Source organism: Pollutibacter soli (assembly GCA_029269725.1).
Taxonomy (GTDB): domain Bacteria; phylum Bacteroidota; class Bacteroidia; order Chitinophagales; family Chitinophagaceae; genus Pollutibacter; species Pollutibacter soli.
Genome location: JARJHS010000010.1, coordinates 163,147 through 184,855, shown reverse-complemented (window position 1 = coordinate 184,855; position 21,709 = coordinate 163,147). Strand labels below are relative to the sequence as shown.

Annotated in this window: 20 protein-coding genes; 5 read left to right on the top strand and 15 right to left on the bottom strand. The window is 43.3% G+C overall.

From position 1 onward, the window contains the following. Positions 1-4: 4 nt before the first annotated feature. The 6 genes from P2W82_RS21165 to P2W82_RS21140 all read right to left on the bottom strand — a co-directional run bounded on the left by P2W82_RS21165 (position 5) and on the right by P2W82_RS21140 (position 6,654). On the bottom strand, positions 5-1,093 hold the full coding sequence (locus P2W82_RS21165; RefSeq protein ID WP_336517941.1) for a chorismate mutase: 1,089 nt from the start codon (positions 1,091-1,093) through the stop codon (positions 5-7). 59 nt (positions 1,094-1,152) lie between these two features. Then, positions 1,153-2,001 carry a prephenate dehydrogenase gene (locus P2W82_RS21160; RefSeq protein ID WP_336517940.1) on the bottom strand — a complete coding sequence of 283 codons (849 nt, stop codon included), beginning with the start codon at positions 1,999-2,001 and terminating at the stop codon, positions 1,153-1,155. A 9-nt stretch (positions 2,002-2,010) separates the two neighbouring features. After that, positions 2,011-3,213, bottom strand: coding sequence for a pyridoxal phosphate-dependent aminotransferase (locus tag P2W82_RS21155; protein WP_336517939.1), 1,203 nt, complete (start codon positions 3,211-3,213; stop codon positions 2,011-2,013). Then, a complete protein-coding gene (locus P2W82_RS21150; protein ID WP_336517938.1) occupies positions 3,213-4,118 on the bottom strand; it encodes a prephenate dehydratase in 906 nt (301 codons plus the stop codon). The genes P2W82_RS21155 and P2W82_RS21150 overlap by 1 nt, the downstream gene beginning before the upstream one ends. A 200-nt stretch (positions 4,119-4,318) precedes the next feature. Beyond that, positions 4,319-5,998 carry a DEAD/DEAH box helicase gene (locus P2W82_RS21145; RefSeq protein ID WP_336517937.1) on the bottom strand — a complete coding sequence of 560 codons (1,680 nt, stop codon included), beginning with the start codon at positions 5,996-5,998 and terminating at the stop codon, positions 4,319-4,321. A gap of 446 nt (positions 5,999-6,444) precedes the next feature. After that, positions 6,445-6,654, bottom strand: coding sequence for a hypothetical protein (locus P2W82_RS21140; RefSeq protein WP_336517936.1), 210 nt, complete (start codon positions 6,652-6,654; stop codon positions 6,445-6,447). Positions 6,655-6,791: 137 nt separating this feature from the next. On the opposite strand from P2W82_RS21140, the gene P2W82_RS21135 reads away from it, so the two are divergent. Next, on the top strand, positions 6,792-7,358 hold the full coding sequence (locus P2W82_RS21135; RefSeq protein ID WP_336517935.1) for an RNA polymerase sigma factor: 567 nt from the start codon (positions 6,792-6,794) through the stop codon (positions 7,356-7,358). Next, the gene (locus P2W82_RS21130) at positions 7,358-8,464 is read left to right on the top strand and encodes a S1C family serine protease (protein ID WP_336517934.1); all 1,107 of its coding nucleotides are present in this window, start codon (positions 7,358-7,360) and stop codon (positions 8,462-8,464) included. The genes P2W82_RS21135 and P2W82_RS21130 overlap by 1 nt, the downstream gene beginning before the upstream one ends. Positions 8,465-8,820: 356 nt before the next feature. Here the strand turns inward: P2W82_RS21130 and P2W82_RS21125 are convergent, their stop codons facing one another. Together P2W82_RS21125 and P2W82_RS21120 are read right to left on the bottom strand one after the other, a co-directional pair. Further along, on the bottom strand, positions 8,821-10,083 hold the full coding sequence (locus P2W82_RS21125; RefSeq protein WP_336517933.1) for a metal-dependent hydrolase family protein: 1,263 nt from the start codon (positions 10,081-10,083) through the stop codon (positions 8,821-8,823). Positions 10,084-11,364: 1,281 nt separating this feature from the next. Continuing rightward, complete coding sequence (locus P2W82_RS21120) at positions 11,365-12,285, bottom strand: nucleotidyltransferase family protein (protein WP_336517932.1); 921 nt, start codon at positions 12,283-12,285, stop codon at positions 11,365-11,367. A 71-nt stretch (positions 12,286-12,356) separates the two neighbouring features. On the opposite strand from P2W82_RS21120, the gene P2W82_RS21115 reads away from it, so the two are divergent. Both P2W82_RS21115 and P2W82_RS21110 read left to right on the top strand, forming a co-directional pair. Beyond that, complete coding sequence (locus P2W82_RS21115) at positions 12,357-13,265, top strand: 1-aminocyclopropane-1-carboxylate deaminase/D-cysteine desulfhydrase (RefSeq protein WP_336517931.1); 909 nt, start codon at positions 12,357-12,359, stop codon at positions 13,263-13,265. A gap of 62 nt (positions 13,266-13,327) precedes the next feature. Beyond that, positions 13,328-14,035 (top strand): hypothetical protein, encoded by a 708-nt coding sequence (locus P2W82_RS21110; RefSeq protein ID WP_336517930.1) that lies wholly within the window; start codon positions 13,328-13,330, stop codon positions 14,033-14,035. 24 nt (positions 14,036-14,059) lie between these two features. Here P2W82_RS21110 and lipB read toward each other — a convergent pair whose 3' ends face one another. Next, positions 14,060-14,782 (bottom strand): lipoyl(octanoyl) transferase LipB, encoded by a 723-nt coding sequence (lipB, locus tag P2W82_RS21105; RefSeq protein ID WP_336517929.1) that lies wholly within the window; start codon positions 14,780-14,782, stop codon positions 14,060-14,062. 51 nt (positions 14,783-14,833) lie between these two features. Here lipB and P2W82_RS21100 point away from each other — a divergent pair, with 51 nt between their 5' ends. Next, positions 14,834-15,901, top strand: coding sequence for an RluA family pseudouridine synthase (locus tag P2W82_RS21100; protein ID WP_336517928.1), 1,068 nt, complete (start codon positions 14,834-14,836; stop codon positions 15,899-15,901). 168 nt (positions 15,902-16,069) lie between these two features. On the opposite strand, the gene P2W82_RS21095 is transcribed toward P2W82_RS21100, so the two are convergent. The 6 genes from P2W82_RS21095 to P2W82_RS21070 all read right to left on the bottom strand — a co-directional run bounded on the left by P2W82_RS21095 (position 16,070) and on the right by P2W82_RS21070 (position 21,696). Next, complete coding sequence (locus P2W82_RS21095; RefSeq protein ID WP_336517927.1) at positions 16,070-17,059, bottom strand: hypothetical protein; 990 nt, start codon at positions 17,057-17,059, stop codon at positions 16,070-16,072. Between the two features lie 11 nt (positions 17,060-17,070). After that, positions 17,071-17,649 carry a peptide deformylase gene (def, locus tag P2W82_RS21090; protein ID WP_336517926.1) on the bottom strand — a complete coding sequence of 193 codons (579 nt, stop codon included), beginning with the start codon at positions 17,647-17,649 and terminating at the stop codon, positions 17,071-17,073. A gap of 197 nt (positions 17,650-17,846) precedes the next feature. Continuing rightward, positions 17,847-18,254 carry a Holliday junction resolvase RuvX gene (gene ruvX, locus P2W82_RS21085; RefSeq protein WP_336517925.1) on the bottom strand — a complete coding sequence of 136 codons (408 nt, stop codon included), beginning with the start codon at positions 18,252-18,254 and terminating at the stop codon, positions 17,847-17,849. A gap of 24 nt (positions 18,255-18,278) precedes the next feature. After that, entirely contained in the window at positions 18,279-19,226 is a 948-nt protein-coding gene (locus tag P2W82_RS21080) for a UbiA-like polyprenyltransferase (protein ID WP_336517924.1), read from the bottom strand. A 184-nt stretch (positions 19,227-19,410) separates the two neighbouring features. After that, a complete protein-coding gene (locus P2W82_RS21075) occupies positions 19,411-19,950 on the bottom strand; it encodes an RNA methyltransferase (protein WP_336517923.1) in 540 nt (179 codons plus the stop codon). 105 nt (positions 19,951-20,055) lie between these two features. After that, positions 20,056-21,696 carry a CotH kinase family protein gene (locus P2W82_RS21070; protein WP_336517922.1) on the bottom strand — a complete coding sequence of 547 codons (1,641 nt, stop codon included), beginning with the start codon at positions 21,694-21,696 and terminating at the stop codon, positions 20,056-20,058. Positions 21,697-21,709: the final 13 nt, after the last annotated feature.

The window sequence follows — 21,709 nt, the reverse complement described above, 5'->3', positions numbered from 1 at the left end:
TGAATCAGTCATTCATTATTTTATTCTGATGATTGATACTTTCCATGTGTACTGCATCGAGGTATTTGGTGATAAACTCATTGCTCAAACCCAGCGGTGAACCTTTCTGAAAAGCTCTTTCGAGGATCTGGTTCCAGCGATTGGTCTGCAGAATGGTGACGTTGTTATTCTTTTTATACTCACCGATTTTGTCAGCAATCTTCATGCGCTGACCCAGCAATTGCATCAATTCATCATCGATATGGTTGATCTGCTCACGGAGTTTATCCAAAGCGGCATGAAATAATTCTGAAGACACATCTTCTTTCCTCCATACGATTTCTGACAGGATTTCAGCAAGTCTTTCCGGAGTAACCTGTTGTTTTGCATCGCTCCATGCTTTATCCGGATCGATATGACTTTCAATCATCAGACCATCGAAATCAAGATCGATTGCTTTCTGTGCAACATCGAGCAGTATATCTCTGCGACCGGAAATATGTGATGGATCATTGATGATCATCATTCCCGGATTTTTTCTTTTCATTTCAATCGCCAGGTGCCACATCGGTGCATTGCGGTATTCCGTATTTCCGTAAGATGAAAATCCGCGATGTATCAATCCGATCTGTTTAACACCAGCACGTGCTACTCTTTCAACGGCACCGTTCCAGAGTTCGAGATCAGGATTAATAGGATTTTTTATCAATACCGGAATATCAACACCGCGCAAAGCATCAGCCACTTCCTGTACGCTGAACGGATTCACCGTAGTACGCGCTCCGATCCACAAAACATCAACATCAAATGTGAGTGCATCCTGCACCTGTTTGCCCGTTGCAACTTCAACAGTTGTTGGCAGACCGGTCATTTTTTTTGCCTGAAGCAGCCAGGGTAATCCTTTTGCACCAACACCTTCGAACATTCCGGGCTTGGTTCTTGGTTTCCAGATACCGGCGCGAAGCATATCCACTTTACCGGTATCGGCTAAATGCTTTGCTGTTTCAAGCAGTTGCTCTTCTGTTTCTGCACTGCATGGTCCTGAGATGATCAACGGACGCTTTGCCCATTTCTCCTGAGCGATTGATTTCATATCTGATTCGATTGTTTGCATTGTATAAAGTTAAAAGTTTTACGTTAAACGTTGAACGTTAAACGTTGAACGCCGGCCGTTCAACGAATAATCTTTTTTATTTTGTTGGCCCCGCTGATAAGTTCCGAGAGATAGTCCCAGTTCTCTTTTTCCAGGCAGCTTTTAAATTTTCGCAGCTGTGAAATATGTTCATTTAAAACATCCAACACATTTTCTTTATTCTGCATCAGTATCGGCACCCACATCGCCGGGTTACTTTTTGCTAAACGAACCGTACTTTCAAAACCCGCACTTGCCATCTCGAAAATCGCGTCGTCTTCTTTTTCTTTTTCAAGTACAGTGTTAGCCAGCGCAAATGAAGTGATATGCGAAATATGACTTACGTATGCAGCATGCAGATCATGTGATTCTGCTTCCATCGATAACAGATGCATTCCGATTCCTTTGTACATATCCCTCGTCCAGGCTAGCGCATCCGCATCACTATCCGACTCATTACAAAAGATCACGGCTTTATTTTCAAATGCGCCTTTTACCGCCGCCGCAGGACCGCTGTATTCAGTACCCCACATGGGATGTGTCGCTACATATCTCTTTCTCCTTGGATGATCTGCCACCGCTTTTAACAACAGATCTTTTGTTGAACCCATATCGATAACAATCTGCTTCTCCACTTTGTCCAGTATTGATGGTAACAGGCCCACCATCTTATCTACGGGGATGGCGAGAAAAATGACATCCGCTCCAGCAATCGCTTCATCAAGAGGCAATACTTCATCCACCAACCCTAATTCCAATGCTTTCTTTGCATGCTCTTCGCTCGCTTCAACACCAATTATTTTTGAAGCGAATCCTTTTTCATTCAATTGCAATGCGAGTGATCCGCCGATAAGTCCAATTCCGATAATGGCTATTCGTTTGCGTTCCATATTCCTGTCTTATACTTCCGCAGTCTGTTTTTTATCTTTCAATGCCTGAACTTTTTTTATCGCTTCTTCCAGTTTTGCTTCAGTGGCGCAAAGACTTACACGTATATAGTTTTTTCCGGCATCGCCAAAAATTCCCCCAGGTGTAATGAATACCCTTGTTTTATACAGTAATTCGTCACTCAATTCGTATCCATCCTGGTAACGATCCGGGATAGGCGCCCATACAAACATTCCAGCCTGATCCTTGCTGTAAGTGCAACCGATCAGGTCAAGCAGATGAAATACCAATTCTCTTCTTCTGCGGTACACAGCATTCACTTCCTCGTACCAGCTTTTATCCAAGGCCAGCGCAGTTGCAGCAGCCAGCTGAACGGGGAGAAACATACCGCTATCCATGTTGCTTTTGAAACGTAGTACTTCGTCTATCCTTTCCTGTTTGGCAGAAAGAACACCAAGACGCCAGCCAGCCATATTATGGCTTTTGCTGAGTGAATTCAATTCAAGTACAACATCCATAGCACCGGGAACAGCAAGTAGGCTTTCCGGTTTTTCATTCAGAATAAAACTGTAAGGATTATCATGAACAATCAGCAGATCCTGTTGCTTTGCAAACTCCACCAGCGCCTTCATTTTTTCCACATCAGGCAACTGACCTGTAGGCATATGGGGATAGTTAACGAATAACAATTTCACTTTCCCTTCACTGCGCTGTTCCGCTTCTCTTATTGATGCTGCCAGTTGCCCGAGATCGGGAAACCAATGCTTTTCTTCACTTAACGCATACTCAATAATTTCTCCGCCAGCAAGTTTCACTGCACTTCTGTAAGTTGGATATCCCGGGTTGGGAATCAAAGCGAAATCTCCCTTATCCAGGTAAGTCATGCAGATGTGCATAATACCCTCCTTACTTCCTATCAGCGGGAGAATTTCTGTATCCGGATTCAATGTCACGTGGTACCATTTGTTGTACCACTCGCTGATGGCTTTGCGCAACACAGGAGATCCCTTATATGACTGGTAGGCATGCACGTTAGGTTTACCGGCTTCTTCCCTCAACACTTTTATTACATCCGGATGTGGAGGCAGATCAGGACTACCTATGCCAAGGTTAATCACAGGCTCACCGGATTTATTCATGTTATCGATTTCTCTCAGTTTTGTCGAGAAATAATACTCACCGATTCCTTCAAGTCTTTTAGCAGTACTGATCATCAATGTTGGTTTAATTGTCCACGTTTGTAAACACCGAGTACGCGAATTTCTCCGGTGAGGTTTTTTAATTTATTTATGACAGTCTGGAACTGATTCAATTCATCAAATTCCATATCAGCATGAAAACTGTATTTGAAATCAGTTCCTGGTATGGGGAAACTCTGGAGTTTACTCAGGTTAATGCCTTCGTCAGCAATTGTTGTGAGCACGCGGGCAAGACTTCCCCTGGAATGATCTGTATGAAAATTAACAGAGGCTTTGTCGGCTTCAGGAAGATAGTCCTGTTTCTGTTTATTATCGAGTATGAGAAAACGGGTGTAGTTGTTTTTCATCGTGTGGATATTCGGGGCAATCACTTTCAGATCAAACAATTCTGCCGCCAATGTGCTTGCGATTGCTGCAATATGTTTACTATGATGCTGATGTACATGTTTTGCACTCAACGCTGTATCCTCGGTTTCGATCAGCTTCCAGTTGTATTTATCAAGATATTCCATGCACTGGAGAAGCGCCATCGGGTGAGTATGAACTTCGCGGATATCTTCCAGTTTTACATCGGGGTTGACAAGCAGGTTCTGGTTAATCTGCAGGTATACTTCACCGGTAATATGCAGCTGAGATTGCTGAAGAAGATTGTAGTTCGGAAGAATGCTTCCTGCAATTGAATTCTCAATTGCCATTACGCCACCTGTTTCCGGGCCATCGGCAGACGCTCTCTTTACTACTTCCCGGAATGTTGCACAGGGTATTACTTCTACGGACTTCCCAAAAAAAGTCCAGGCCGCTACCTGGTGAAAACTTCCTTCATAGCCCTGGATGGCAACACGCACAGGGCCGTCGCCAGTAGATTTGCCGGATTCTGACTTCGATTTTTCAGCAATCTTTTTACTCTGCTGCGCGGTCATTTCTTGTATTTCTATTGTTTGATCTATCATAAAAAAAAATCCCGGCTTTTGGCCGGGATACTATGTTGTGTTTTCACTTTCGTTTTATTCAACAAAGTATTCCCGGCTTGCCGGTAAAATAAAAGTAAAAATAAAACCCTGTGAATACTTTATTGCTTGTCATACCCTACAAATATAGTGAACTGACCGAAACAAAAAAATTATTGTCTGGATTTTCTTGGACCACCGGAATCCGCATCGTTCATCCTGATCATTCTCCCTTTGAATTTTTTACCATCCAGGGCCTTGATCATTTTATTGGCTGCTGAAGAATCAATCTCAATCCAGCTGTTCATTTCCTTCATATCGATCCTTCCCAACACTTCTTTTTTCAGATCACTCATATCAAGAATAAACTGAAGGAAACTTGCTTTGTAAAATCCGTCCTTCGTCCCAAGGTTGACAAATAGTCTTTTATTGGAACCACCACCTCCGCTACGCGATGATGATTCCCGACCGAAAGAGCGGCCTTTGGTATCCCGGGAAGTACTGGCGCCGCGTTCAACTCTTCTTTCCTCGCGCACATTCAGATCAGCGGCATTTTCATAATACTGCAGGAAACGGGTGAATTCCAATGCGGCGACGCGCTGCAGAATTTCTTCTTTCGCAACATCTTCAAATTTCTCTTTCAGCAGCGGCAGGTATGCCTCGTATTCGCCATGACTGATATCCGCCAGCAACAGCTTATCAATAAAATAAAAGAATTGCTTACGGCAAACATCTTTACCAGTGGGGATATCCATTTTATGGAAACGGCTGTTCACCATTCTTTCAATCTGCTTCAGCTTATAACTTTCTCGTGGAGTAACCAAAGAAATACAAATACCGCTTTTTCCTGCGCGACCCGTTCTACCGCTGCGGTGGGTATATACTTCCGGGTCATCAGGTAATTCATAATTGATTACATGAGTGATACCCTGAACATCAATACCTCGCGCAGCAACATCTGTGGCTATCAGCAATTGCAGACTTTTCTCGCGGAAGCGCGCCATCACTTTATCGCGCTGCGCCTGGGTAAGATCGCCATGTAATGCCTCAATCTCATACCCTTCACGAATCAATGATTCTGTTATCGTTTGTGCATCGGCTTTAGTACGGGTGAAAATGATACCGTAGATTCCGGGATTGAAATCGATGATGCGTTTCAATGCCTGGTAACGGTTGATATTGTTCACCAGGTAGTACTGGTGATCGATATTTACATTTCCCGCGTTTACTTTCCCGATGGTGATTTCAAAAGGTGAAGTCATGAACTTTTTGCTCACCTGTCTTACTTCCGGTGGCATGGTTGCACTGAACAACCATGCGCTCTGGCGGTTAGGAGTATTCTTCAGGATAAATTCGATATCCTCCCTGAAACCCATGTTGAGCATTTCATCCGCCTCGTCGAGGACAACGTAGTGGATATGTTCCAACTCCACTGCCTTTCTTTCTATCAGATCAATCAATCTTCCGGGTGTTGCGACAACGATTTGCGGTCCCTTACGGAGATCGCGGATCTGTTCACTGATTGAAGTACCACCATAAACGGCAACTACACTCAATCCGGAATAATGCTTTTTAAATGAAGTCAGATCTTTTGCAATCTGAACACACAGTTCACGTGTAGGGCAGATGATCAAACCCTGCGGATGTTTTTGTGTTTTGTCTACCAATTGAAGTAACGGCAATCCAAATGCTGCTGTCTTTCCTGTGCCTGTCTGGGCCAAACCTACAAAATCCTTTGTGCCGCTAAGCAGAACCGGTATTGCCTGTTCCTGGATAGGTGTAGGTGTTGTAAAACCTAAAGCCTGGATTGATTTCAGAAGACCTTCTTCAATCCCTAATGCTTCGAAACTCATTAATTAAAATTTGTGCAAAAGTAGGGTTTTTCCCAAGGCAGAAGGCCAGGTAGTGAGGGAGGAATGGAAAAAAAGCAAATTGAATAGGCAGAAGGCAGGAGTATGAAGGCAGAAGGTTTCGTTAATAGAAAACAGCTAAAAGCCTTCTGTGACAATTACACTGGAATCAATGGTGGTTCATGTAAACCCGGTAGAATTTGCGTTTAAAAAGTTCATTAAACGCACCGGATTTCAGTACTTCGAAGTTCGCAAACAGTACTCCCAAAAAAGAATGGCAAGCAACTGTTTCGACCCACTTTCTTTCAAAGTAATCCGCAGTTTTATCTGCGTCGTCTGAGTTTGGGCAATTCTTACCACTTACTTCAAACTTACTACTTCGAAAAAAAGCCCTTCCGTAGAAACGGAACGGCCTCAACGATTGCTTGCCATATGAAAAAAAGATCAAATTACTTTTTCAGGCTATCGAGCTTAGCTTTAGCTGAATCAACAACTGCAGTAGTTGCTGAATCGATAGTAGCTTTAGCTGAATCAGCAACTGCAGTAGCAGCAGAATCAACTGTTGCAGCAGCTTCTTCAGTTTTAGTTTCTGTAGATTCGCTAGAACCGCATGCAACTGCGAATACGCTAAGAGCCATGATAACAAATAACTTTTTCATTCGAATGATTTTTACGTTTTAATATTGACTTATTGAAGATTAATACAGGATCGTGAAAAAGGTAACCCGGTTTTTTTTAAATTTTTTTTTTGTTGTTTTGGGTTACAAAATCATCCAAAACGTATTAATATACGCCAGTGAGTACCTCAGCAAAGGAGCAGGATTTACTTAAAGGATTGGCTAACAACGATAAAACGGCAATTGAGACTATCTACGCTGATAATTATAGTCTTATACAGCATTTTATTGTTAATAATAATGGCAATGAGGACGATGCGAGGGATATTTTTCAGGAATCTCTGATCGTTTTATACGAGAATGCCCGTTCGCCCGAATTCAGTCTGAACTGCCAGATCCGGACTTATATATATTCAGTTGCCAGGCGATTATGGCTAAAAAAGCTCCAGTATGCGCGGCGATTTGAGGCACAGGTGGAAAACCTGGAGGAAACCGTACCTGTAGAGGAAGATCTCGGGATTCATGAGAAAATGAGCCGCCAGTATGGGATTATGCGGGGAGCGATGGGGAAGATCGGTGAACCATGTAAAAGTTTACTTGAAGCGTTTTATGTGCATCATAAAAACATGAACGAAATCGCTTCTTTTTTTGGATATACAAACGCAGACAATGCCAAGAACCAGAAGTATAAATGTCTTATGCGTTTGAAGAAACTGTTCTTTGCTCAATATAAAAACGGGAATTGATGGACCAGCTTTTACTTTTGGAATCTGTAGAACGTTATCTCCGCAATGAGATGAACGCAGAGGAGAAAAAGAACTTTGAAGAATTGCGCAAGAGTAATCCTGAACTTGATCAGCTCGTAGTAGAGCATCATTTTTTCCTTGAAGAAATGGATCGCTACGGTGAGATCAAGCGCTTCAAAGCAAATCTCTACGATACACACCATACCCTGAAGGAAAAAGGTGATATAAAAGATATTGATCCTGCCAGCCAGGGTAAACTGGTGAGGCTTTGGACCAAATACCGCCGCGTTGTTGCTGTGGCTGCTTCCATTGCAGGTATTACTGCTTTGGTGATCAGCGGAATAGTTACCGCGGTTACACCAAAAGCTTCTATCCAGGATATTGAAAAACTACGTCGCATTGTGAGCAGCCTGGAGCAGAAAACCAACCACCAGGGTAAGGAGTTGAATGATGTAAAAAAGAAGATTGAACCTGGAACCTCTATTAAATTTGGCGGCAGCAGCTTCCTCGTTGATGGAAAAGGTTACCTCATCACCAGTGCACACGTTGTACAGAATGCAGCCCAGGTATTTGTTCAGAATGTCAAGGGACAGGATTTCAGAGCTGAAATCGTTTATACGGATGCGCTAAGAGATCTTGCCGTTCTGCAGATAAAAGATGCTGATTTCAAAGCAGTGCAGACCCTGCCTTACGGTATCCGTAAATCTTCCACAGAATTGGCAGAGCCTATTTTTACATTAGGTTATCCTAAAGATGAAATTGTATACGGTGAAGGTTACCTGAGCGCAAAATCAGGGCTGCAGGGTGATACCATGGCTTGCCAGATTTCAATTACCGCCAACCCTGGAAACAGTGGTGGTCCCGTATTGAATAAAAACGGAGAAGTCATCGGTATTCTTAACGCACGCCAGACAACAGCAGAGGGATTTGTTTTCGCAATCAAATCACAGAATATTCTTCGGGTTGTTGACGAACTGAAGAAAAAAGATACGGCTCACCATATCAGGCTGCATACTTCTTCTTCGATAAAAAATCTGGAGCGAGTGCAGCAGGTGAAGTCGATTGAGAATTGTATTTATATGGTGAAGGTGGTGGAGAATAAGTAAGTAGGGAGTAGTAAGAAGGAGTTGTTAGTTCATAGTTCTTAGTTCTTAGTTTATCGGAATTGCCGACCATCTAATGTCATAAATTATCAGTTTCAGAGAGGCCGCAAGTAATGTTGCGGCTTTTTTTATTTTTCGTTTTTCGTTTTTCGCCGAATAGCTGTTTCACCGGAAACTATAAACTGGCTGTTTGGGCTTTTTCTGACAACTGACAACTTACATAAACATCATCTTCCTGTTTCATAGCCACTGCCGCTTCAACGGCAACAAAGCATTTCAATTGCCCGGGGATTTGTCCCGGAGAAAAAATTTGTTAAAGGAATCGCTGGGCTTGATCAGAAAGATGTTCCTGCTGCAAACTACTTCACCGCTGTTCCATTCTTCAACACCAACCTCACATTCCGAATCTGCTTAATATTCACAGAAGGATCACCTTCCACAACTAATATATCTGCGGGCAGTCCTGTACGAATCCTGCCGGCTTTCTGATCGATGCCAAATACATCGGCATTCACGCTGGTAGTGGCTTTGAGTACATCCAGTGGTTTCATTCCATACTCGACCATCAGTTCCATTTCACGGGCGTTGTCGCCATGGGCATAGACACCAACATCGCCGCCCATGCAGATCTTTACACCAATATCCACCGCGAGCTTAAAACTGACTTTCTTTTCGGTTACGCTTGCGGGTTCGGGATCGCGACCCTTTACCCATCCGGCATATTCAGCATAGGCTTCTGCTGCCGCAAGCGTTGCGCAATAACCGACTCCTTTCGCTTTCATCAACTCAAAAACTTCACGCGTTCCCTGGTCACCATGCTCCAATGTTTTTACACCAGCTTCAACAGCACGACGCATGCCTTCCGCGGTAACTGCATGCGCAGCAACGTAGCGACCGGAGGAATTTACCGCATCGACAAGCGCTTTCAGTTCTGCTTCGGTAAATGAAGGCGATGCTCTTTTTCCAGGTGCCCAGGGAACATCTGCATATACTTTTATAAAATCAGCCCCCTTCCCTATCTGTGTGCGTGCCTCATGAACGAGGCCCGCGACGCCATCAGCTTCGGCTGCGCCTTGCGGTAAGGTCACATCCGGGGATGGAGATACGGGTGCATAACTTCCAGTCGCTACAATAGCACGTGTGGAGGTAATGAGATCCGGACCAGGAATAATTCCTTTCATCAACGCGATCTTCATTCCCACATCATCATACATCAACCCTTCAGTACCCAGGTCACGAGTAGTTGTGAAACCCGCTTTCAAAGTAGCGCGAAGATGATTTACAGCGCGTGCATTGCGTTCAGCACGGGATTCTTTTAATACCTGATCTTCCCATTTTGTTTCATTGTAAGGATGCAGGAAAATATGCGAATGGCCCTCAATCAGTCCGGGTAATAAAGTCTGCCCTTTCAATACAATCGTCGAACAGTTTTTCGGTACAGCGAACGAACCTGCTGCGCCAACAGCAGTGATCTTTCCTGAATCAACAAGAACCCAATAATTTGTAAACACCTGTTCACCGTCAAATACGCGATCCGGTTTTAGTAAAATGGAAACCGTGCTTTGAGCTATCGCGTGAAAACTTAAAAAAAGAATTGGTGCAAGGAGAATAGTACGTCGCATTTTATCGGTTTTCCTTTTCAGGAAGATATTAAAATCCGATGGAAGTCACCTGAAAATTGGCCGAGCCTAACGGCTCTTTTTTATCCAGGTCAGCTCTTACGGCGGATTGAAATCCGCCGTTATAAGATCATCGAGCCTAACGGCTCTACTGTATCGTCGAACTTGCGATTCTTTAAAAAATCGTCGAGACCAACAGCTCTGTTATTTCATTGAACCTATGGTTATTTAAAATCATCGGGACTAACGGCTCTACTGTATCGTCGAACCTGCGATTCTTTAAAAAATCGTCGAGACCAACAGCTCTGCTATTTCTTGAACCTGTGATTCTTTAAAATTATCGGGACTAACGGCTCTACTATATCGTCGAACTGCGAATACTTAAAAAATCGTTGAGACCAACAGCTCTGCTATTTTAGTGAACCTGTGGTTCTTTAAAAACATCAGGACTAACGGCTCTACTATATCGTCGAACCCGCGATTCTATTAAAAATCGTCGAGACCAAGTGCACGGCTATTTCATTGAACCTATGGTCCTTTAAAATCATCGGGACTAACGGCTCTGCTATTTCTTGACCTGTGGTTCCTTAAAATTATCAGGACTAACGGCTCTACTATATCGTCGAACTGCGATTACTTAAAAATCGTCGAGACTAAGCGCTCTGCAGATCAGCGAACCAACGGATATTCAAAATTATAGAGTCAGGGAATTTCTTTTGACGAAGTCTTTTCTTAGATGAGATTGATGCCAGCTGTAAGAACTCAGCGAGCCTGGCGGCTCGATAAGATCCTAATACCTACCGCCCATCTAAATAGGGTCTGCTGTTTAATGTGCAACCACATTCAATTTTGAATTAGAAAGGAAATATCGCGTCAGGGCTTACACGGAATACAGTCAAAGCGTGAATTTCCTCGCTGCGGAGTTACCTCAGCTTTCGGTTAATATTCTTATCCCTTAATTCTGCGTTTCGGCAAAATGCAACAGTTCAACGAACAACGATGAACGAAGAACGCTGCCAGTTGCCCTTTAATCAGCAGGCCCCAAATACCTGAGATAAGACTTGTCTGAAATGAATTGGCATAATGTAAAAGGAATAAAAGTCCATTCTCACTTTAGTGGCACTGTTGCCAATTAGATGGGATGGTAGAATTGAAATGCGGTACAAACCACGTCGAAAACTGCGATCAATTACTTCGCGCCGGAAATTATTTCATCGATTTACTTCAAACAAAAAAGCCATCTCGCTAAAGACAGCTTCAGTATGAAATAATTTCCGGAATTTTTTATGCAGGTGTCTTCACATTCGAAGGCCACAATTTCGGTGGATATACTCCCTGCTCTACCAGCGTATTGATGCTGTTTCTCACAGCTGGCGCATCATCTTTATATGTAACACCAAACCACAATGCTGAAGTAGGTATTACTTTGATTACACCCTGTCCTTCCTGGATATAACGGTCAGCCACAATCGGAATAAAAAATTCTGATTTTGGTTGATTGCCTTTTTCCGCTAAAAATTCATGGAACAGTCTTCTTGAATAATCAAATACAGTAGGTGAAAAACACCAGAAGTTCATTGACACATAACTGTTGATAGGCAATTCAGCTGGTTGCTGCTGATCATCACAGAGTATATGTCCGTTCTGCATACTGATATTCAAACGTTCAGCAATTGAGCTCAGGTTGCCATTGCCATCAACTTCACAGACTCCCCTGTTTACAGTACCGTATTCAGATAACGTTTTCAACAGTTCATAACCAATGATCGAGAAGGTTTTGTCGTCGCACTCTTTCGTTAAAAACTGGTAAGCTTTCTGAAAAGCATCATAGCCGTAGAAATCATCTGCATTAATTACAGCGAAAGGTTCATTGATAGCATCAGCTGCACACAATACAGCGTGTGCTGTTCCCCAGGGTTTTGTTCTGTCTGCAGGCACCTGGAAATTGCCCAGTTCGCTGCGGAGATCCTGGAAAACATAAGCTGTTTCAACTTTCCCTTCCAGCTTGGGTTCGAAAATCGCTTTAAAATCATCAGCGAATTCCTTTCTGATAATAAATACAATTTTTCCAAAGCCAGCGCGGATAGCATCATAAATAGAATAGTCCATGATGGTCTCTCCGCCAGGTCCAAATGCTTCAATCTGCTTCATTCCCCCATACCGGGAAGCCATACCAGCCGCTAAAATCATCAAAGTTGGTTTCATCAGGTTCGATTTTTTGATCTTTGGGTTTAAAATTAAGGTGTAATTATGTTACAGCGCCGTTTTAAACTATTATGAATAACGGAATTAATCTACAAAATTGTACAATTCAATCGGTTATTAAAGAAAATTCAGATGCCGGCCTGAGATGGGACGTTTTGCGCCTTGATCAGGTCCACCCAGTGATCTCCGGAAATAAATATTTCAAGCTTAAATTCTATATAGAAAACGCAAAAAAACTGGGTAAGAAAGGTCTGCTGACCTTTGGAGGCGCCTGGTCGAATCATATTCTTGCCACCGCAGCTGCAGCTGCCGGAGAAGGACTGAAAAGTATTGGGATCATCAGGGGAGAAATGCCGGAAGAGCCTTCTTCAACGTTAATGGATGCGGCGTCGTTGGGAATGGACCTTCGCTTTGTCGATCGGTCAGCGTACAGGGAAAATTCAAAAACAGAACATTTTGGTCTGCCCATCTATGAGACAGGTTACCTTACAGTACCAGAAGGAGGTCACGGAGCAGCGGGGGTTTCCGGTGCAGCCGAAATCATGAATTTCAAGGGGATCAGTCATTATAACCTGATCTTTTGTGCCTGTGGTACCGGCACCACACTCGCTGGACTTATCAGCAGAGCTTCACCAGGTCAACAATGCATTGGTATTCCGGTACTTAAGAATGCGTATAGTCTTAAAAATGAAATCCAGGCAATCCTTCCGGATCATGCTATCGGAAAAAGATGGGAACTCATTGAAGATTATCATTTCGGGGGCTATGCCCGGAGAAATGAAATGCTGATCAGTTTTATGAATGAATTTTACGAGCACCATGGAATCCCTACTGATTTCGTATATACCGGCAAATTAATGTATGCTATAAATGACCTGGTAATCAATAATTTTTTTCCGGAAGGATCAAAAATCCTGGCCCTGCACTCGGGCGGGTTGCAGGGAAACAGATCGCTAAAAAGAGGTCTTCTATCGTTTTGACGAAATCAGCTTATTATATTTGCCAGATACCTTTGTAAACATTTTCACGTTTCCTCTCCACCATGATAAGATTCTGCAGACTGGGCATTTTTTTGATTCTGATCGTATCTGCCTTATCCGTTGAGGCCCAGGACACATTGCCCAATTTTTCTATCGTCAACAGGGGCGGGAAAGTTATTCTCAGTTGGGTTAACCCTTTTGACAGCCTGGTACAAATCAGTATTCAACGTTCAACCGACAGTCTTCGTGGATTCAAAACGATTATGACGATCCCGGACGCGACTTCGATCACAAATGGATATCTCGACAGCCGGGCTCCAAACGCCAATCATTACTATCGTATTTATGTGCAGATGGCACGTGGGCAATATTTTTTTACCGGCATTAAAAGGCCGGTTCTGGATAATGGCACAATAGCTAATTACACACCGGTCGGGAATGATTATAATGGCAGGCCAACACCTGGAGTTAAAGATTCATCAAAAATAAAATCTCTCGATACGCGTAATTTATTTACGCCCTCGGTATTCATCTTCACCAACAATGACGGCAATGTGGTAATTGCTTTACCCGAATCGAAAAGCAAGCAATACAATATCAAATTCCTCAGGGAAAACGGCACGCAGCTTTTTGAAATGGAAAAGATCGCCGAACCCGTATTAACGCTCGACAAATCCAATTTCCATCATGCAGGATGGTTCAAATTTGAACTGTATGAGAATGGAACTTTGAAGGAGAAGAATAAGTTTTATATACCAAAAGACCGGTAAGGTTGTACGTTTAACGTTCTACATTTAACGTACAACGATTTCACAATCAAATACTTTCTCAAAGTTTTTCCTGAGTTTTCCTGAAACTTCGGCTAGTGGAACACGGTAGCTAAGTTCAACATCAAGTGACGCTACTTTTTTATCCTGGATTCCGCAGGGAATGATGTAATTAAAATAGTTCAGATCGGTGTTTACGTTGAGCGCAAATCCGTGCATTGTTACCCAGCGACTGCAACGAACACCCATAGCACAGATTTTCCGGGCTTTGGATGGATCATTTGTATCTAGCCATACGCCTGTTTCACCGGCACTTCTTTCGCCTTTGAGACCATATTCGGCGAGTGTGAGAATGACCATTTCTTCAAGTCCTCTCAGATATTTGCCGATATCGGTGAAAAATCGTTCGAGGTCGAGGATTGGATAGCCGACGATCTGTCCGGGGCCGTGAAAAGTGATATCTCCTCCGCGATTGGTATTGTAAAAAGCGATACCGCGTTCCTCTCGTTCTTTATCGTTGATCAATATATGCGAAGCTTTTCCGCTTTTGCCGAGGGTATATACAGGGGGATGTTCACAAAAAAGAAGGTGATGATGAATGAAATCGCCTTCATCTGATTCTGATTCGCCTTCAGCAGTGATCAGTGCGGACTTCCGCTGCACTTTCTCTTTCAGCATTTTTTCCTGCATATCCCAGGCAGCGCCATATTCAATCACCCCCAGATCAGAAAACAGAACCTGTTCTTTCATCAGGCAAAGGTAAAATCTTTCATTGATCTTAACTTTGCGGAAACTTTTCAGATGAATATCAGCGAAGAAAATGCCTCCCCCGTAGAAAATGAAGAATCCGGTGAGGAATGGTACGAGCGTTTGTCGCTGAAAGTCGACAAAGGGCAGGAGCCTTTGCGTATCGACAAATTTCTGATCGCGCGGATCGGGGAAGCCGGGAGTCGCAATAAGATCCAGCATGCGATTGAGCGCGGAATGGTGCAGGTTAATTCTAAGAATATCAAATCGAACTATAAAATCAAGCCGGGGGATCAGATCATTTATTTTTCTGAAACGACACCTGAGGAATTCGTGATTGTTGCGGAGAAAATGGATCTGCCTATTATCTATGAAGATGATGACATCATCGTTGTGAACAAAACAGCCGGGATGGTAGTGCATCCGGGCAATGGCAATTACAGCGGTACTTTACTGAACGGCATCGCATGGCACCTGAAGCAGCAACAGCCAGGGGTAAACGAAGAAACACTTCCGCGCTTTGGAATGGTGCACCGCATCGACAAAAATACCAGTGGCTTGCTCTTATTGGCAAAAACGGATAAAGCATCCCGTGATCTTGCGAACCAGTTTTTCGAACATACGGTGATCCGCAGGTACCATGCATTGGTTTGGGGAGATTTTGAAGAAGAAGAAGGAACCATCACCGGACATGTCGGCCGTCATCAGCGTTTCAGAAAAATCATGGATGTATTTCCTGATGGCGATTATGGAAAGGAAGCTACCACTCATTATACAGTACTCGAGAGATTCAGGTATGTGACACTGGTTGAATGCCGCCTTGAAACGGGAAGAACTCACCAGATCCGCGTACATATGCAGCATATCGGTCATCCGCTTTTTAATGATGAAACCTATGGCGGTGATAAAATCGTAAAGGGAACAATTTTCAGTAAGTACAAACAGTTTGTCGATAATTGTTTTACCATTTGTCCGCGCCAGGCCCTACATGCAAAGACGCTTGGTTTTATTCATCCACGCACGAGAAAGGAGATGTTTTTTGAAAGCGATTTACCGGCGGATATGGCTGGAGTAATTGAGAAGTGGAGGGGGTACGTTAAAACGTTGAACGTTGAACGTTGAACGTAAGCCTATGCGGTTGAAATAAACTTTACAATTTCAATTTTTAAAATATTGGAACCTATAACTCTTATCGCTGGTTCGGTATTTAATTAAATGAACAAAATCCTGCTTTTTTGAAAAACAGCAATCTCTTTGTCACAGCCCAGGCCGGCGTTAAACGTTCAACGTTTAACGTTCTACGTCAAAAATCGTTGCCGTAAACACTCCTCTTTCCTTTCCTTTGAACATAACGCCCCAGTGGCCGTTGTATCGGATCAATGCAGGATAAACAAGACCTGTGGCGCGGGCCATTTCTACCTCCATATTGACATCGAAATTATAAACACCGGCTTTGTAGCTCATATGATAGGTACGGGCAAGTACCTCGAATGTTTTGTAATCAAACCAGGTGATCATTTCATCTATGACCACTTTATCTTTTTTCATTCCCGATAGTTCATCGCGGATCTTTATTGAAAACACATAGCACTGACTTCCTGCCCTGTCTGCAATATCGACATTGAAATCATAAAGTTTCGCGTGTTCTTCATCAAAAATCCGGACTTTATCTCCCATCAGTGGAATGCCTGGTACATCTTCGCCGGGATTGAAGAAAAGCATCTTCAATTGCTCTTTATGTTTTTCAATTCCCGATTTTCCTTTGATACTGAGTGTGGCATCTTTCACAATATTGGTTTCACCGCACACAGTATCAAATGCGAAGAAGAGACCATCATACATTTCAGCAGTATAGTAATTGTAGTTGTGTTTTTTATCGAAAAAATCACCAGTGGAATTCTCCTCCAGGACTTCTGTAATACGACAACCGTTGAATATTTTCTGTTTTGTTTTGCTGAAATAAGTAGCTTCAATTCCGCCCTTTTTGTTCATCATCTGCACATTGTTCATTGCAGAATAATTGATGATTCTGAGGTTTCGGAAGGATTTGTGAAAAGTAGTATCCTTTCTTACACGCTCAATAAACCCTTTTACATCCGTATTGCTGCGAACGAAAACTTCAGTGAGTGTAACCGTGCGACCATCTACAATAACTGTAGAATCTTTTTGTTGCGCTGAAACAGACAGCGAAAGAATCAATAGAGAAACTATTACTAATCCACCGGTAGCGAAAATAGAAATGATTTTACGCGGAGAGATATTATTTTGGATGCTGGTCAAGTAGAAGAAGGCTATTTCTGAAAAGCCATTTTGTAATCCACTTTCACTTTGCCTTTGGAAATATCATCCAGTTTTTTCTTAATAAGCTTTTTCTTAAGCAAAGAGATATGATCGATAAAAAGCTTGCCTTCGAGATGATCATATTCGTGCAATATAATCCTGGCAGTGATGCCGATGAAACTGTGTTCATGTTCGGTGAAAGTTTCATCCTGGTATTTCAGTCTTACTTCGGCATTACGGTAAATATCTTCCCTGATTTTAGGAATGCTGAGACAGCCTTCATTATATGACCATTTTTCGCCATTCAGTCCGACCACCTGCGGATTGATAAAAACTCCTTTCATACCAGGTTCGTCGGGGTACATTCCCTTTTCATCTTCATCCTGGTTGGCGAAAATCTGGGAGCTATCGATCACGAAAAGCCTTATGGAACGGTTGATCTGCGGAGCGGCGAGACCCACACCATTTGAAGCATACATGGTTTCCCACATATCTTCAATCAACTTCGGAAGATCGGAATAATCTGGCCCAATCTCCTGAGCCACAGCCCTTAATACAGGGCTACCATAGGCAACAATGGGTAAAATCATAACGGCGAAGATAAGGAAAAGTGGGGAGGCAGGAGTATGGAGGCAGGAGAATTAGCGTAAAGAATATAGTTACAAGCCGGAAATATTCTAAAGGATAATATATCATTTCCGGCGATTTTAAGGGTTTTGTTATCTGTAGAGATAAGGCATGCCTTTTCTCTACAAACCAAGTCTCCTGCCTCCTTTCGCCTGCCGCCCTACTTCTCCAAATACTCCTGCAACATCAAAGTCGCGGCAATCTCGTCCACCAATGCCTTGTTACGTCGATCTTTCTTCTTCATCCCCATATCCAGCATCGCCCGGGTGGCCATTTTTGAAGTGTATCTTTCGTCAACAGTAGTCACGGGTATCTTTGGAAATTCCTTATTCAATCTTTTGATAAAAGCCTGTACATCGGCAGTGATATGCGTTTCCGAATCATCGAGGTTGCGGGGATCGCCAATGATGATTTTTTCAACTGGCTCTTTGCTGATATAATCTTTCAGGAATTTCATCAGCAGCTGTGTGTCAACAGTAGTAAGACCTGTTGCAATGATCTGCATCGGGTCCGTAACAGCAAGACCTGTTCTTTTTTTTCCGTAATCGATTGAAATTATCCGTGCCATAGTTCTGGTACCTAACGGCAATGGTCACCGTAAAAAAAGATCGGTGATGGTGAAGATGGCAAATACAACGCTCGCGATACCATTGGCGGTCATGAAGGCCAGGTTAACACGGCTGAGATCAGTAGGTTTGACTAATGAATGCTGATAGATCAGCATCACTACAAAAACCAATACTCCTGCCCAATACCACCATCCGAAACCGCCGTTGAATCCTGCGTATATAACAAAACTTGCGGAGACCAGGTGAAGCAATTCAGAAACGCGCAACGCATTTTTCTTTCCCAGCCAGGCCGGTATGGAGTAGAGTTTATTTTTCTGATCAAATTCTTCATCCTGCAATGCATAAATAATATCGAAACCGCTTACCCAGCAAACTACCGCCAGAGAAAACAGGATCGGCAGTAAAGCAAATTCTCCTGTAACTGCGAGGTATGCACCAATCGGGGCAAGAGATAAACCAACGCCCAGGATCAGGTGACAAAGCGGAGTAAATCTTTTTGTATAGCTGTAGCCAAGCACCACCGCAAGAGCCACGGGTGACAGGAAAAAACAGAGCGGATTGATCAGCCATGTGGCAGCTATAAAAAGAACGCAATTGATTATTGTAAACAACAACGCTTTTCCAGGTGGAATGACTCCGGCAGGAATTTCCCGACCGGCCGTCCGCGGGTTTTTTGAATCGAAATGACGATCCAGGTAACGATTAAACGCCATCGCCGCGCTACGGGCGAAGATCATGCAAAGGATCACCAAAACCAACAATCGTATCACCAGGTAGGTGAAAATGCTATCCTCCTGTGTGAGTACCTGGCCTTGTGGAGTCTGCAAGTTCCGGGTAACACCGATAAATTCGCCATGCTGAATCTGAAATTGCTGAATCACGCCTATAAAAAAGCCAATCATCGCAAAAGGCATTGCGAAGATGGTATGCGAAAATTTGATCAGGGAGAGGTAGTTTTTTAGGGAGCTCATTGAGGCAAATGTACAAGGTTTAAGGTTGAACTTGAAACGTTGAACGTAAGCCTATGCGAGAGGTAGCTTTTCGCAGTTTTTGAGACAAGCCTTTTTAACCAGGTCGTACTGATAAACAGTATGTTTTATGAATTTTACATAATTGCTCCAGCCGTAGTGCTTTTTGAACCGCAAGGACCAGCGTTCAACGTTTAACGTTGATCGTTGAACGTAAGAATTCCCAGCAAACAATTCCGGCGGCTACAGAAATATTGAGTGAGTGCTTCATTCCGGCTTGTGGAATTTCGATGGAGCCTTTGCAACGTGAAAGAATTGAGTCTTCTACTCCAGAAACTTCATTTCCAAAAATGAGCGCGATTTTTTCATCGCCGGGCCAGTCGATTTCATTCAGCATCAGGCTGTCATGGGTTTGTTCCACTGCCCAGATTTCAAAACCCTGGTATTGAAGATCATCAATCGCTTCCGCAGTAGTGGCAAAATATTTCCATGCCACTGTTTCGGTTGCGCCTAGTGCTGTTTTATTGATTTCGCGGTGAGGAGGAACAGGTGTATAGCCGCAGAGATATATCGAAGAAATAAGGAAAGCGTCTGCGATGCGAAATACACTGCCGACGTTATGCATGCTGCGGACATTATCCAGCACAATCACGATCGGCACTTTTTCTGCATTCTGAAATTCAGCAACGGTTTTGCGTTGCAGTTCGTCCATGGATTTTTTGCGCATGAGAAAGTTTAAAGTTCAATGTGAAAATTCAAAAGTAAATCAAGGCGATTAGTTTCAATTTTTCCGTCTGCCTTTGCCGGCAGGCAGGTATTTCACATTCAGCTCCTAATAAGATTTCATCATCTTCAACGTCTGTTTCTCTCCCATATCATTGAAGACATGAATAAGATATATTCCCGCAGGCCAGCTTTGTGCATCGAGAGAAACCCATTGACTTCCTGGATTGAGTTGTAGTTTTTTTGCCGAAAGTTTACGACCTGTCATATCAATTACCTGCATATGCGCGGCTTGTTCAATTTTTGATTTGATCCTGATATCTGCATTGCCAATGAAAGGATTCGCAAGCGTCCAGAGTCCGAAACTCCCAACCGGGTCGGGGGTATTGTCGCCGCAGCGACCTTTATCGGGAAGATTTTTATCGATCCAAAGCAATCGCAATTTCAACCAATCTTTTAATGCCGTAATCTCGCCTGCATAGCTCGAAGGAATCGGCTGCGGATTTGGCCAGACATACTGCCCTAATACCGGCCATGCCGTGAAATGGCGTTGCTGAGCCTCGCCGAGCAATTGAGTCACTGAGTCGATCATGTGATTTATACCTGCATCGCTCAGCATCCCTGATCTTAATTCTGTCCAGCGACACCGAAGATTTCCCACCCAGGCAGTGTCTTCCATCAATCGGTTCCACCAGAATGGAATCAATCCTGCACCATCACCCGGACAGATCTTATTGAATTCATACGCCCATCCACTAGTGAGCGACCCGTTACAGTAATCTGCGTTGCGGAATGCCAGGTCATAGTCCCAGACCGGACCTGCATAAATCCTGCGATCTGTACTGTTCCTGTTTTTGTAGAAATAAGAACTCAGCCGGTAGCCGTCAACGTTACGACTTACTTCATTTACGATAAAATAATCGATGAATGAATTGAGCTCAGCAAATTTCCTAACGCCATTCACCGGATCCTGAAAATTATTTCCGTGAAGGGCGTTTTCAAAACTGTCGACAAAACTTCTGATATACGTTTTCTGCGCGTTATTGATATCACCGGGTTTGGGATAAACATATGAAAACTGCGGCCGTTGATTCGCTGCTGCATGGGGAGGAAGGTATTGTGAAAACCAGCCGTTCGGTTCCTTATCAAGACTGAAAATATATCCACCTGTCACCGCATCACCGGTTTCATCAGTCTTTTCCATTTTAGGTACATTCACTCTTCCTTTATTCCTCTTGATCCTTTCCATGAATACGTAAACACCAACGTATTTCCCATTCAACACAACTTCAACAAAACGACAATTGGCAGCCCAGTGTCCCAGATTCCTCGACAAGGTATAAGCGATAAAATTCCGCATCAGGGTTTTGTCAGTATATGGCGCATATAAAACCCAGTCGCTTTCTTTTGGTAATCCCAAAAGTGATCTATCAACGCCCTCACCCGATTCATCCCAGAGTTCGATACTATAGGATTTCATCGGAAACATCTGGGAAGACTGGCCACGGATTTCAATACCTATTTTTCCATTGTAATGATTAAAAGCATCGGTAATCTGATTTCGATTTCCTTCGCCATTATAGATTATTCCCATATCCGCCATGATCTTTGGATCGTCCGGAATGGGCTGATCATTGGTATTGATAACTATAATGGGAAGATTGGAGGAAGTTAAGTTGACGGACTGTTGAGCCTGGGCTACTGAAAACACCGTCACAAGGGTAAGGAACAGGCAAAGCAAAGAACGCATCATCAGGGGTTAA